This is a genomic window from Streptomyces sp. XH2 (genome assembly GCF_049725035.1).
Taxonomy (GTDB): Bacteria; Actinomycetota; Actinomycetes; order Streptomycetales; family Streptomycetaceae; genus Streptomyces; species Streptomyces roseoverticillatus.
This window is the reverse complement of sequence record NZ_JBMMMZ010000012.1, coordinates 96793-110128: the sequence shown is the minus strand read 5'-3', so window position 1 is coordinate 110128 and position 13336 is coordinate 96793. Positions and strand designations below refer to the sequence as shown.

The 13336-nt window shown below is 69.6% G+C and carries 10 protein-coding genes; 7 read left to right on the top strand and 3 right to left on the bottom strand.

The features are described from left to right. Nucleotides 1-81: 81 nt before the first annotated feature. A complete protein-coding gene (locus ACOTKD_RS24425) occupies nt 82-1590 on the top strand; it encodes an HsdM family class I SAM-dependent methyltransferase (protein ID WP_424891159.1) in 1509 nt (502 codons plus the stop codon). 147 nt (nt 1591-1737) lie between these two features. Here ACOTKD_RS24425 and ACOTKD_RS24420 read toward each other — a convergent pair whose 3' ends face one another. Then, the gene (locus ACOTKD_RS24420) at nt 1738-3876 is read right to left on the bottom strand and encodes an AIPR family protein (protein ID WP_424891158.1); all 2139 of its coding nucleotides are present in this window, start codon (nt 3874-3876) and stop codon (nt 1738-1740) included. A 1065-nt stretch (nt 3877-4941) separates the two neighbouring features. Between ACOTKD_RS24420 and ACOTKD_RS24415 the strand changes: the two genes are divergently transcribed. Together ACOTKD_RS24415 and ACOTKD_RS24410 are read left to right on the top strand one after the other, a co-directional pair. Beyond that, on the top strand, nt 4942-5874 hold the full coding sequence (locus ACOTKD_RS24415; protein ID WP_424891157.1) for a hypothetical protein: 933 nt from the start codon (nt 4942-4944) through the stop codon (nt 5872-5874). A 115-nt stretch (nt 5875-5989) separates the two neighbouring features. Continuing rightward, nucleotides 5990-7546, top strand: coding sequence for an amino acid permease (locus tag ACOTKD_RS24410; RefSeq protein ID WP_424891156.1), 1557 nt, complete (start codon nt 5990-5992; stop codon nt 7544-7546). Between the two features lie 34 nt (nt 7547-7580). On the opposite strand, the gene ACOTKD_RS24405 is transcribed toward ACOTKD_RS24410, so the two are convergent. Together ACOTKD_RS24405 and ACOTKD_RS24400 are read right to left on the bottom strand one after the other, a co-directional pair. Next, the gene (locus tag ACOTKD_RS24405) at nt 7581-8411 is read right to left on the bottom strand and encodes a polysaccharide deacetylase family protein (protein WP_424891155.1); all 831 of its coding nucleotides are present in this window, start codon (nt 8409-8411) and stop codon (nt 7581-7583) included. 113 nt (nt 8412-8524) lie between these two features. Continuing rightward, nucleotides 8525-9673, bottom strand: coding sequence for a ferritin-like domain-containing protein (locus ACOTKD_RS24400; protein WP_424891154.1), 1149 nt, complete (start codon nt 9671-9673; stop codon nt 8525-8527). A gap of 169 nt (nt 9674-9842) precedes the next feature. Here ACOTKD_RS24400 and ACOTKD_RS24395 point away from each other — a divergent pair, with 169 nt between their 5' ends. The 4 genes from ACOTKD_RS24395 to ACOTKD_RS24380 all read left to right on the top strand — a co-directional run bounded on the left by ACOTKD_RS24395 (nt 9843) and on the right by ACOTKD_RS24380 (nt 13312). Next, nucleotides 9843-10775, top strand: a complete 933-nt coding sequence (locus ACOTKD_RS24395) for an AurF N-oxygenase family protein (RefSeq protein ID WP_424891153.1) — start codon at nt 9843-9845, stop codon at nt 10773-10775. 113 nt (nt 10776-10888) lie between these two features. Continuing rightward, complete coding sequence (locus ACOTKD_RS24390; protein ID WP_424891152.1) at nt 10889-11674, top strand: TetR/AcrR family transcriptional regulator; 786 nt, start codon at nt 10889-10891, stop codon at nt 11672-11674. Nucleotides 11675-11688: 14 nt separating this feature from the next. Further along, complete coding sequence (locus tag ACOTKD_RS24385; protein ID WP_424891151.1) at nt 11689-11955, top strand: hypothetical protein; 267 nt, start codon at nt 11689-11691, stop codon at nt 11953-11955. 211 nt (nt 11956-12166) lie between these two features. Further along, nucleotides 12167-13312: an NlpC/P60 family protein gene (locus ACOTKD_RS24380; protein WP_424891149.1), complete on the top strand. Its 1146-nt coding sequence runs from the start codon at nt 12167-12169 to the stop codon at nt 13310-13312. Nucleotides 13313-13336 lie beyond the last annotated feature (24 nt).

Below are 13336 nucleotides of genomic sequence, written 5' to 3'. Positions count from 1 at the left end.
ACCCGCTGGGGGACCGGGGTGGTGGGCCACCCGTCTGAAGACGGGTGGCCCACCCGGGATTGACACAGGACTGGGTGACATATGGCTAACGGGTTCGGGAACGGCAACGGTGCACGGCGCGAGGAGCACTGGACGGGCAAGTACATTGCCGACCGGCTCTGGAAGTTCTACAGCGAGAAGACCAGCACCCGCGCCATCACCCGTCTGCAGTTCGTGGAACACGTCGGGTATCTGCTGTTCCTCAAGCTGGACCACGAGCGTGCGCAACGTGCCGGCCGGTTCGCCCGGAAGCCTGTCGCCCCCGTCGATACCTGGCCGGATCTAGTCCTGCTGAGCGGTGACGCCCTGCACAACGGGCTCAACACCCTCATGGACGAGTTGGGTGCCCCGGCTCCCGCTGAGCGCCCCGACCGACAGACCGCGAGCGTTGTCTTCCGCGACGCGCAGCCCTGGGGTCTCAACCGCATGGCCGAGCTGACGAAGTTGGTCGTCGAGGAGATCGACCCGTACCACTGGTCGTCCGTTCGCCAGACCGAGTTGGGTGATGCGTTCTCGCGGATGCTGCGCGACTGCCGGGACGACATCGACCTCAAGATTGAAACCGGCCAGACCCTCACTCCTCAGCCCGTCCTGACCGCGATCACGAGGATGCTCGGTGTGCACTCTGGTGACATCGTCATCGACCCGGCTTGCGGCACCGGCTCGACCCTGATCGCTGCGTACAACCTGATGTTGTCCAAGGGGGGACATCTGCCACCGGGCTCCCTCGCGGGTGCCGACCTCGACCCTCAGATGTGCCGGCTCGCCACGATGAACATCCTGTTGCACACCGGACGACCGTTCTCCGACCCGGCACCGATCCAGCTCGCTGACACCTTGGCCCGCAGGAGCACGCCAGTCATGCGCGCTGACCTGACGGTTGCCCCGACGGTAGCGATCTGCAACCCGCCGTTCAAAAGCAGCGGTGTGCAGCCTGACGCCGACATGCGCGATGATTTCTGGGCGTACGGAGACTTCCCCACCAACTTCCTCCAGCATCTGGCCATCACGCTGCCTCAGGGTGCGCGGGCGGCCGTGTTCGTGCCTGATGGAGTCCTCTTCGGCGGCGGCGCGGCAGCCACCGTACGTCAGGTCCTGCTGAAGAACTGCGATGTGCACACGCTGCTGAGGCTGCCCACCGGGCTCTTCCACCGCAAGGGCGTGAAATCGAATATCCTCTTCTTCACCAAGTCCGCCCCCAAGCCGAGCGGTGAGCCAGCCACGCAGAGTCTGTGGGTGTATGACGCCCGCACTGGCAACCATCACACGGACACCGGCAACCCGGTCACCGAGGCCGACTTCGACGAGTTCCTCTCGGTCTGCCTGCCCGAAGGCGGCTTCGCAGCGCGTGACGAGAGGGTGTCGAAGCGGTTCCGCCGCTACTCGGTGGAGGAACTGCTGGCCCGCCCGAAGGCTGACCTTCACCTGCCAGCCTATCTCGCGCCGGAGATGGACCACTTCGGCGACCCGAAGGACATGGCCCTTCAGGTCGCCGGCCAGCTCGATGAAGCGGCTCGCCACTTCCGCGAGGTCGCGCGGGCGCTGCCGTAGCGAGCGGGCGCACAGGCCTCGGGGTGCCGCCGGCACGCCCCCCGAGGGGTTGTTCTTCTCGCCGCCCCCGCGGCCGCCTTCGGGCAACACTGTCTGGGCCGCAGTGCTCGGCCCAGACAGTGACGACCGCGGGCGCTCCGACTAGGGCTAACCGTCCACGCCCAGTTCCTGCTCCGTGTCCAACCGGCGCCACAGCCGTTCAGCAATCTCCACCAGTGTCCCCTCTCCGGGTACGCTCCATTGTTTCGGGCCCTGGACGGCGCTCCACTGTTCCCGCCACTCAGCCTGCTGCCAGATGTGATTCACAAGTCCGCTCGGCGAGTAGCGTCGGCCGTCCGCCTCCCAGAGGATCGGAGCCTTACGGTCGTTGGCCCAGGTGGCCCGGCGACGGCGGGGGTCCTCGTCGAGCCAAGCGCCGATGGCCCGTTCTTCCGTATCACCGGGCACGTAAGTCAGCGGGGCGCCGTCGCGGATGAGGTCGTGGTCCACGAGAAGGTGAATCGTCGGCGGACGCTTCACACGCTTCTTGCCGACTGCCGTGACGAACGCCGTAAGGTCAGGGGTGCCGCTCCCGGCGTCGAGTGTCAGCCGGACCGCCTGGACCAGCTGCCTGGACTTCTCCTCACTGGCGAAGGTACTGGTGATGTAGCTCTTGCTGGTGAAAAGCTTGTCGACCAGGTCGATCAGGCATGCCAGGACACTTCGCACCTGGTCGGGCACACCCTGCAGAATCATGTCCCAGTCGCTGTCGGGCTCTTCGATCGCCTCGCTGCCGATGCGTTGGAACACCACATGGGCGGCCAGCAGCGCTCCGCTGTCCGCAATGGACGCCGCCCTCCCCGCCAGGGTCGACCGAATCTTCGTGAGCTCGTCACGGACTTCCCTCAGGACCTGCACAGAACGCCAGATCTGGTACGCGCTGGGCTGTTGTCCGAACAGGCGGGTATAGGCACCATCAGCCCCTTCCTTCCACAGGGCCTCGGTCGAGCCCTTTACCCGGACCGCGAAGGTGGGATCCCGATACGCACAGGCCAGGGCAGTGGCCGCTTCAGTGACCGAGCAGCCCGACTCCGAGGCCGGGTCCATCTCCCCACGCCGGAAGATGTACTCCTTGTCGATCGAAAGCTTGAAGTCCTTCTGGATCTCACTCTGAACCGGATCGATGGCGATGAAGTCGCGTCGCTCCATGTGGTTCTGGGTGTTGGTGGCCTTGGTGATGCTCTGGGCGAACCCCTCAGGCGTCCCCTGTACCGATACGATCCGCACGGAGACGTATGCCTCCGCCACTGCGTCCGGGTCCTTCTCGAAAGCTCGATTCGCCGAGGTGACGGTCTGCGCCCCGTTCACAACGCTGGCGTTGTGGAGGGTAAGGGAGATTGGCGCCCCGGTTGCACGCTTCGCGAAGAACTCCTGCTCAATGGTGTCGCACTGCACCGTGATGCCGTTGTGGCGGTATAGGAAGCCTTCGGGGTCCTCCAACATGCTGTCGACCAGCGTCTTGTTGACTCCGGTGAGCCCGAGGGACTTGCGGACATTCCGGTCGTAGAGACGCTCTCCATTGTCCGCGTACCACCGAGCCAACTCCGCGGCGCTCACCTCGCCGACGATCGCCTTGTAGGGAGTCTCACGGTCATGCCAGCCCTCGGTCATCTTCGCGGTGAGCGTGATCGGCTCCGGCTCCAGGTCTTCCCGGATGGCCCGGTGGAAGTCGGCCTGGTCCACGATCCGGTATTCGACGGTACGACCGAGCCCGCCGAACTCCTGGGCCGCCTCATCGAGGATGTTGCGCGTCTCTGGCGAGAGCCGACCGTCCCCCATGAGGGCCACGACCAGATGCACCTTACAGGTGGGCAGCTTGAGAACGCCATGTACGCGATCGCCTAGGAGCCTCAGCCGCTCGTTGAATCGATCGAAGTCCCGGTTGTCAAGCTTCTTGAGACCGTGGATGAGCTTGAGTGCCGCCTCAGTGTCAAAACCTGCTGTCCCCGAGTTCTTCCACTTCGCCTGGATCAGCCAGAGTTCGGTTCCGGAAGCGGAGAAGGCCACGGAGTCGATGCCGAAGTCGTCCCGACCGTCGATCACTCCCGCGGACGCCTCGTCCGTCGTGCAATCCGTCAGTATCCGGGCCGCCTTCGCTGACACGGCACGGGACAAGAGAGCGGTCTCGCGCTGCACGGGGTCCTTGTTTTCGAAGTCGTCCATGGAAATCCGGTCGGCGAACTCCCTCAGAAGCGCCTCGCGAACCTGCCGTACTTCCAGCGGCATCCCCTGCGCACGCTTCCCCATCCCCGCTCCCACTCCCCGGCCTCGATCGAACCACCCCAGCCTACGCGGGCCATTCGGTTGCCGCTTGCGCCTTCGGATGACAGGCAGGTGGCGTAGACGGAGAAATCCTCCGCGCCGAGGTGGCGGTAGCAGTCGCGGGTACCCGAGCGCAGGCTGACGGGCCGTTCGTATGTGACGTTGGAAACCTGGCGGGTGAGCGGGGCGGGCAGCTGCGAGGGGCTCGGCAGTTCGGGTGATGCGGGCCTGGTCGGCGAGGTGAGCCACTGGACGTTGTGGGCACTGAATGCGGTAGCCGTCTGCCAGTCGGCGGCTAGCATGCCTCTTTCGCCGAGCACGACGTCGCCGAGGAGGGGGCGCCGTGAAGGCCTTCCGTCCGATGCCTGTGGGCTGGCCAGCTGGCGTGGCAACGGTCACCTAGATCTTGTTCAACGAGGGCGATATCGACCGTGGCGGGGCATTCGCGGTGTCGCCTACGCCACGCTCGACCCATCCAGGATTTCGGCGGAGCAGTCAGCGGTGTCCAATGCTCGAGCGATCACCAGGTGGTTCGGTGCGAGGTTGGCAGCGTGAACGGCGGTCACCGCGTTGATGTCTCGCCCACCTTCGGCGTCCGCTGCATCACGTACTTCTCGACCAAGGCGGTGCGGTTCGCCTTCCATCCTCCCACCGCGAGTATCTGCAGGCTGTCATGTCGTCAAACGCGCGGAGACCGTCGATTTCCCCTACACGCCGCTGACCTGCGAAAAGGTCTGGACCCAGTACAACCTCCGGAGCCGTGTGCGCAGGTTCGAATCCTGCCGGGGGCACTTCTGCTGGAGCGGTGCGATGTGATCGCATGGCCGGCGGGTGCCGTGATGGAGACCCGGACTCAGTGCTGCTGAGTCCGGGTCTTTTGTTGTTGTCCGCATCCTTCGGCGCCGCCCGGAGTAAGGTGCGTTCCCCTAGGGGCAGGAGTGATCCCGGATGGGGTCCTGGCCTGTCACGTTTTTCTGCAACACGCCTACTTGACGGTTACTCAGGGAAGCGGGGCGGATGAGATTTCGGCGGGCGGCCGGGGAGGGGCTGGTGCTGCATCAGGCCCGGGACGATCTGCCGTTGCGGGCCGCGCTGGAGGACGCCGCCATGGGGCGGTGGGAGGGGCCGCGGGATCTGATCGGGGCCACCGGGGCGGACTGGGACCGGCGGATCTTCCGGTTACAGGTGCTGGCGCGGGCCGGAGCGGGGCTGCGGTTCGCGGATACGTGGGCGCGGGCCGAGCCGGGGTCGGGGGACGCGCTGGCGCTGCTCGCGCACGTGCAGGCGGTGCGGTCGGTGATCAGCGGGGCCGGGGCGGGGCGGGCCGAGATGGAGCGGTCCTGGGCCACCTGTCTGGCGGCCGCCGAGGCCGTGCCGGCCGATCCCTCGCCGTGGGTGGTGATGCTCGCGCTGGTCCGGGTCCACGCGCCGGGCCGGAACGTGCTGGAGCAGGTGTGGGGCGAGGTGGTGCGGCGGGATCCGTACAACCGCGAGGCCCACCACGAGATGCTCACCTACCTCTTCGCCCGGAACCACGGCTCCGGAGCGGAGATGTTCCACTGGGCGCAGGAGCGGGCCGACACCGCGCCCCGCGGGCTGCCGCTCGCCGTGCTGCCGCTGGTCGCGCTCGCCGAGTCGCACCGGCACCGGATGGAGACCGACGCGGCCAGCTACGGGCTGAGCGTCCATCCATGGATCGATTGTCCTCATATCGATCCGGTGGTGGACCGGTGGTGGCGGTGTCGCGGTGCGCAGCCGCACGCCCAGTTCACCGACGACGCCAACTACCTCGCCCACGCCCTGGCCTTCGCGGGGCGGCACGCCGAGGCCCACGAGGTGTTCGAGGCCATCGGTCCGTACGCCTCCGAGGTGCCCTGGTCGTACTGCGGTGATGCCCGGGGGCTCTTCCTCCGGCACCGGAAGTGGGCACTCCGGGCCGTTCGGGACGGGCGGGGTCACCGGCATCGCGCTCCGCGTCTCTAGACCTCTCGCGGACACCCGCAGACCTCTTGCCGACCTCTCGCGGACACCCGCCGACCTCCCGCCACAACAGCAACACGCACATTCCCTGACCGTTCCCCACGAGAAAGAGAATCGCGTGCCACTCGACCTCCCCGGCGGCCCCGGCGGCCCCGGCGTCTCCGACGAGGAGCGCCTGCGCCAGCTCGGCTACACGCAGGTCCTCGCCCGCCACATGTCCGGATTCGCCAACTTCGCCGTCTCGTTCACGATCATCTCCGTGCTCTCCGGCTGCATGACGCTGTACGGCTTCGGCATGAAGACGGGCGGGCCGGCGATGCTCACCTGGGGCTGGATCGGCGTCGGCGCGATGTCCCTGTTCGTGGGGCTGGCGATGGCGGAGGTGTGCTCCTCGTACCCGACCTCGGCCGGCCTGTACTTCTGGGCGCACCGGATGGCGCCGGAGCGCTCGCGTGCGGCGTGGGCGTGGTTCACCGGCTGGTTCAACGTGCTCGGGCAGGTCGCGGCGACCGCCGGCATCGACTTCGGCGCGGCCTCGTTCCTCAACGCCTACCTCGACCTGCAGTTCGGCTTCGCGGCGACGCCCGGCCACACGATCGCGCTGTTCGGCGCGGTGCTCCTGCTGCACGCCGCCCTCAACACCTTCGGCGTGCGGCTGGTGGCGTTCCTGAACTCCGTGAGCGTGTGGTGGCACCTGCTGGGCGTCCTGGTCATCGTCGGCGTGCTGGCCCTCGTCCCGGGCCGGCACCAGTCGACGTCGTTCGTCTTCACGCACTTCGTCAACGACACCGGCTGGGGCTCCGGCCTCTACGTCGGGCTGCTCTCGCTGCTCGTCGCGCAGTACACCTTCACCGGCTTCGACGCCTCCGCCCACATGACGGAGGAGACGAACGACGCGGCCGTCGCGGGGCCGCGCGGCATCGTCCGGTCGATCTGGGTGTCCTGGATCGCCGGTTTCGTGCTGCTGGCCGGCCTGACGTACGCGATCCAGGACTGGGACGGCACGGCCGGCACCGCGACCGGCGTCCCGCCCGCGCAGATCTTCCTGGACGCGCTCGGCCCGGCCGGCGGGAAGCTGCTGCTCCTGGTCGTGATCGTCGCGCAGCTGTTCTGCGGCATGGCGTCCGTGACCGCCAACTCGCGGATGATCTACGCGTTCTCGCGGGACGGCGCCCTGCCCTTCTCCCGCGTCTGGCACCGGATCAACCCGCAGACGCGCACCCCCACCAACGCCGTCTGGCTGGCCGCCGCGGGCGCGTTCGCCCTGGGCCTGCCCTACCTCGTCAACTCCACGGCCTACGCGGCGGTGACCTCGATCGCCACCATCGGCCTGTACCTGGCCTACGCCGCGCCGACCCTGCTGCGGCTGCGCAAGGGCGACGCCTTCGAACGCGGGCCCTGGCACCTGGGCCGCTGGTCGAAGCCGGTCGGCTTCGTGGCCATCGGCTGGGTCGCCCTGATCACCGTGCTGTTCATGCTGCCGCAGGCGAGCCCCGTCACCGCCGACACGTTCAACTACGCCCCCGTCGCGGTCGCCGCCGTCCTGGGGTTCGCCGGTGTCTGGTGGCTCGCCTCGGCCCGCAGGTGGTTCCTCGTGCCGGACCACCCGCGCAATGCCGCCTCCCTTCCCGGGCCCGCCGGCCCGTCCCCGGCGAGCGACGTCTTCCGCTGGTAGCCGCCGGAAGGCGGCGGAACGCAGCCGGGCGTCCTCAGATCTTCGGGTAGCTGAACGCGTACCCCTGCTCCTTGAACCACGGCAGCAGCCTCTCCAGCGCCGCCACCGTCTGGCCGCGGTTGCCCCCACCGTCGTGGAAGAGCACCGTCGGGCCCTCCTTCATGCCCTTCTTCACCGTGTCGACGATGCGGTCGACGCCGGGGTTCTGCCAGTCCCGGGTGTCGACGCTCCAGCCGAGCGGGCGCATGCCGTGCGACGCGGCGACCTCTCGGCTGTACGGGGTGAAGGCGCCGCCCGGGGCCCGGTAGTAGAGCACCCGGGCGCCCTCCCCCGCCGCCTTCTCGATCGACTTCTGGGCGTCGAGGACCTGTCGTTCCTGGTAGGACTCGGGGCGCTTGTCCATGGCGGTGTTGTGGTCGACGGAGTGGTCGCACAGCCGGTGGCCGGCCGCGGCGACCTTCTTGACGAGGTCGGGGTACTCCTGGGCCCGCGACCCGATGATGCAGAACGTCGCCTTCGCGTCGTACTTCTTGAGCAGGTCGAGGACCTTCACCGTCCAGCCGGGCTCGGGTCCGTCGTCGATGGTCAGGTTGACCGTTTTTCCTGGGTCCTCGCTCTCGTGCGTGATCTCGGCCGACACCCGTGCCGGCGGCGTCGCCGCGCCGGAGGGCGCCGCGCCGGGAGACCTCCCCTTGTCCCCGCTGCCGGAACTTCCGCCGCTTCCGCTGCTGTTGCTCGGGCCCGCGCCCGACCCCGGGTCCTCCGTGGCCATGGCCACGCAGCCGGATATCGTGGCGAAGAGCGCCATCGCCGACGCCGTCGCGACGACGAGGTGCCGGTTCCTCCGAGCGGCCGGTCGTGCCATGAGCGTCCCCTCCCTCGGTGTGCACCCGAAGACGTCCATACCGAAAGGAAGGTTCCCAAGAGGGTTCGAAGAAGGACATCAGCCCTCAAGGAGCGCAAGTCCCTTGCGACGACTCACACTTCCCGCGTTTCGGCAGCCTCTCCCGCACCAGCGGCGATCGCCTCCGCAACCTCCCCCTTCCGTGCGGCCTCCTCCTCCGCGAAGCGCTGCGCGTCGAGCTTCTCGGCGATCTCCTCGTCCTGCGCCATCAGCAGGTCCAGGCTCGCGTCGCCCAGCTCCAGCACGCCCATGCCGACGTACGCGCGCTGCAGCCGCTCGCCCCACAGCCCGATGTCCTTGACGCACGGCACGATGCGCGAGAACAGCAACTTCCGGAAGACCCGCAGGTATTCGGACTCCTCGCTCAGCCTGATCGCCTCGTCCGCGGGGAGGCCGAAGTCGGTGAGCACCACTTCGCCCCGCAGCCGGTCGCGCATCAGATGGCAGCCCTCGATGACGAACTCCTCGCGCTCGCGCAGCTCGGCGCGCGAGAGCTGCCGGTAGTAGTCGCGCAGGGCCATGCGGCCGAAGGCGACGTGCCGGGCCTCGTCCTGCATGACGTAGGCGAGGATCTGCTTGGGCAGCGGCTTGTCCGTGATGTCGCGCAGCATGCCGAAGGCGGCGAGGGCCAGGCCCTCGATGAGCACCTGCATGCCGAGGTACGGCATGTCCCAGCGGGAGTCGCGCAGGGTGTCGCCCAGCAGCGCCTGCAGGTTGTCGTCTATGGGGTAGAGCAGGCCGATCTTCTCGTGGAGGAAGCGGCCGTAGAGCTCGGCGTGGCGGGCCTCGTCCATCGTCTGGGTGGCGGAGTAGAACTTGGCGTCCAGGTCCGGCACGGACTCCACGATGCGGGCGGCGCAGACCATCGCGCCCTGCTCGCCGTGGAGGAACTGGCTGAACTGCCAGGCCGCGTAGTTGCGCCGCAGCTCGCCCTTGTCCTTGTCGCTCATGCGGCCCCAGTACGGGGTGCCGTACAGCGGGCTGGTCTCGTCGGGCAGGCCGAGCGGGTCGTACGGATCGACGGGCAGGGACCAGTCGATGCGCTTCTCCGCATCCCACTGCTTGTCCTTGCCCTTCTGGTAGAGGGCCAGCAGCCGGTCCCGGCCCGCGCCGTTCTCCTGGCCGGGATACATGGCCTCCCAGCTGAAGCGGGCCGCGCCCGTGGCCGGCACCGTCCAGCCGGGGTCACCGGGGTCATGTGCGTAGAGGTTGCGCGTCGCCATCGGCGTCTCCCGTCCTCTGCCGGCATCACCGGACCACAGGTTCCCCCGGACCACCGGCCTCGCCGGTCCCCATGGCAGGCTCACACGCCGGTTACCGCCGGGTCAATGATCCTTCATCAACTCACCCGAAAGGATTGACGCGCTTGCTGACAGGCAGTCTCATAAGGGTGTGACCCCAAGTAACCCTGTAGTCAGCCCGCTTCGGGACGCCCTCGGGCCGCTCAAGGACCGCGAACAGGTCGCCCTCAGGCTGCTGGAGTCCTCCGCCAGGCACTCCTTCGATCCGGACACGGAACTCGACTGGGACGCGCCCCCGGAGGACGGCAAGTGGTTCTGGCCGCCCGAGCTGCTCTCCCTCTACGGCACCCCGCTGTGGCGCACGATGTCCGAGGAGCAGCGCATCGAGCTCTCCCGGCACGAGGCCGCCTCGCTCGCCTCGCTCGGCATCTGGTTCGAGCTCATCCTGATGCAGCTGCTGGTCCGGCACGTCTACGACAAGCCCGCCACCAGCGCGCACGTCCGCTACGCGCTCACCGAGATCGCCGACGAGTGCCGGCACTCGAAGATGTTCGCCCGGCTGATCGAGCGCAGCGGCGCCCCCGCGTACCCCGTGTCCCCGCTGCACCACAACCTGGCCCGGATCCTCAAGACCGTGTCCACCACGCCGGGTTCGTTCGCCTGCACGCTGCTGGGCGAGGAGATCCTCGACTACATGCAGCGCCTGACCTTCCCCGACGAGCGGGTGCAGCCGCTGGTCCGCGGCGTCACCCGCATCCACGTGGTGGAGGAGGCCCGCCACGTCCGGTACGCGCGCGAGGAGCTGCGCCGCCAGATGGTGAGCTGCCCGCGCTGGGAGGCGTCCCTGACGAGACTCAGCTGCGGCGAGGCGGCCCGGGTCTTCTCCGTCGCCTTCGTCAACCCGGCCGTCTACACGAACGTGGGCCTGGACCGGCGCGAGGCCGTCGCCCAGGTCCGGGCGAGCGGGCACCGGCGCGAGGTGATGCAGACCGGCGCCGAGCGGCTCACCGGCTTCCTGGGCGACATCGGTGTCCTGCGGGGCGCCGGCCGCCGCCTGTGGCGCAGCTCCGGCCTCCTGGCCTGAACGCCCCTCGCCACCAGGCCCCGCCCGCCCCGCGCCACCGGCCCGCACCCCTGCCCCCCGCCCCGCCAGGTCCGTACCACCGCGCCCCCGCACCACCCCGTTACGCTGCCTGCATGAACGGCAGCGGAACCGCCCCGGCAGCACCGACTCCGTCCGCCCGCCCCGCGTACCGCAGGCTCAGCGTCGAGGAACGCCGCACCCAGCTGATCTCCGCCGCCCTCGTCCTCTTCGCGCACCACGCGCCGGAGGACGTCTCCTTGGACGACGTGGCGGCGGCCGCCAAGGTGTCGAGGCCGCTCGTGTACCGCTACTTCCCCGGCGGCAAGCCCCAGCTGTACGAGACGGCGCTGCGCAGCGCCGCCGACGATCTGGAGCTGTGCTTCGCCGAGCCGCAGACCGGTCCCCTCACGGGCCGCCTGGCCGCCGCCCTCGACCGCTACCTGGCGTTCGTGGACGAGCACGACGCCGGGTTCAGCGCGCTGCTGCAGGGCGGCAGCGTCGCCGAGACCTCCCGCACGGGCGCGATCGTGGACGGGGTGCGGCGGGCGGCCGCCGCGCAGATCCTCAAGCACCTGCGGGTGCCGGAGCCCGGGCCCAGGCTGCGCATGATGGTCCGGACGTGGATCACGGCCGTGGAGGCGGCGTCCCTGATCTGGCTGGACGAGGACAAGCAGCCCCCGGTGCACGAGCTGCGCGACTGGCTGGTCGACCACTTCGTGGCGCTCCTGACGGCCACGTCGGCGAGCGACCCGCAGACGGCCGGGGCCGCCCGCGCCGCACTGGCCCTGGAGGGTGCGGACGGGCCCGTGGGACGCCTGGCCAGCCAGGTCCTCCCGGTGGTGTCGGAGGCGACGCACCTGCTCCCGTCCGCTACGTCCGCGGGCGGGGCGCGCGTCTGACGGAGACTGGGGGCGTGAGAAGCGAGAATACGCCTTTCGAGGGCGGCCCCCTGGACGGGCGCGTACTGCCGGTACTGCTGGGACACACCGGGCATCCGCCGAAGGTCTACGAGGTCCCGGTGCCGGACGAGCACGGCGGGCCGCCGACGGTCCTGGTCTACCACCGGGTCCAGGCGGGCACGACGCGCCGCCTGGGGCTGCACAAGGGCTGGAAGTACGTGTACGACCCGGAGGGGCGGCGGCCGGATCGCGGCCTGAAGTGGCCGTGGACGAAGCGCTGACGCCGCCCGGGAGCCGCCGCCCGCCGCAAGGGCGCCTCCCGGCCGCGTCCGGGGCACACGGGTGCGGCCCGGCCGCCGGCCGGGTGACGGCCCGGCATCCATGGAGTGAGCGGGTTAGGCGGATTCGCCCACAGCACTCCCATAAATAGGACCACACGTGGCACGATCCTCCCTGGGCAAAACGATCACGCCCCACACCGGAGGTGAGCTCGTGTCAGGACGGTTCGTGCGTTCTGTCTGCACGGCGGCGCTGATGGCCGGCGCCGCGTCGCTCGCACTGCCCCCGCCCCCGGCGGCGGCCGCCCCCGCGGCCCCGCCCGACCAGCCGTCCGTCCACACCCTGCTCACCCGCCTCCAGACGCTCTACCGGAAGGCCGAGGAGGCCACCGAGACGTACAACGCGACCGAGGAGAAGCTCAAGGCGCAGCACAAGCGGGTGGACGAGCTGAACGAGCAGCTCGCGACCGCCCGCCTCGCCCTCACCGGCAGCCGCGACGCCGCCGGGCGGCTCGCCCGGGAGCAGTACCAGGGCACGAGCGGCACCCTCGCCCCGTACGTCTCCGTCCTCCTCAGCCCCGACCCGCAGCAGGCGCTCGACCGGGGCCACCAGATCCAGCGGGCCGCGGGCCAGCGGGCGGCCACGGTCGGCCGCCTCACGAAGAGCGAGAAGCGCGCCTCGGACCTGGCGGGCAGGGCGCGCGAGGCCCTCAACGAGCAGCAGGTGCTGGCCGCGAAGCAGAAGCAGCAGCGCGACAAGGTCAAGAGGAGCCTCGGCGACGTCGAGAAGATGCTCGCGTCGCTGACCGGCAACCAGCTCGCCGACATCCAGCGCCTGGAGCAGAAGAACATCGGCGAGGCCCAGCGCGCGCTGCTCGCCTCGGGCCGGCTGAGCGGCTCGACCCGGCCGTCCGCCGCGGGCAGCAAGGCCATCGCCTACGCGTTCGAGCAGCTCGGCAAGCCGTACGTGTGGGGCGCGGCCGGGCCGGACGCCTTCGACTGCTCGGGGCTCACCTCACAGGCCTGGGCCCACGCGGGCGACGTCATCCCGCGCACGAGCCAGGAGCAGTGGAGGAGCCTGCCGCGGGTGGCCCTCGACGAGCTGCGCCCGGGCGACCTGGTGCTCTACTTCGAGGGGGCGACGCACGTCGCGCTCTACCTCGGCAACGGCCTGGTGATGCAGGCACCGCGGCCGGGCGGCAGCGTGAAGGTCTCGCCGATCGCCGCCAACCCGCTGCTCGGGGCGGTCCGCCCGGACGCGGGCGAGGCGCCGCTGCGGAAGTACGAGCTGCCGCCGCTGCCGGAGGGCGCCGCGTACGGCTCCGACGCGGGCTACGGGTCGGCGTCGGCGCCCTCGTAGAGCAGTACGGCTCCCTCATGGACC

What these genes read in the sequence shown, in the direction of transcription:
- ACOTKD_RS24425 (WP_424891159.1), top strand. Translation starts at nt 82, where the DNA reads ATGGCTAACGGGTTCGGGAACGGCAACGGTGCACGGCGCGAGGAGCAC.
- ACOTKD_RS24420 (WP_424891158.1), bottom strand. Translation starts at nt 3,876, where the DNA reads ATGGGGAAGCGTGCGCAGGGGATGCCGCTGGAAGTACGGCAGGTTCGC.
- ACOTKD_RS24405 (WP_424891155.1), bottom strand. Translation starts at nt 8,411, where the DNA reads ATGGCACGACCGGCCGCTCGGAGGAACCGGCACCTCGTCGTCGCGACG.
- ACOTKD_RS24400 (WP_424891154.1), bottom strand. Translation starts at nt 9,673, where the DNA reads ATGGCGACGCGCAACCTCTACGCACATGACCCCGGTGACCCCGGCTGG.
- ACOTKD_RS24390 (WP_424891152.1), top strand. Translation starts at nt 10,889, where the DNA reads ATGAACGGCAGCGGAACCGCCCCGGCAGCACCGACTCCGTCCGCCCGC.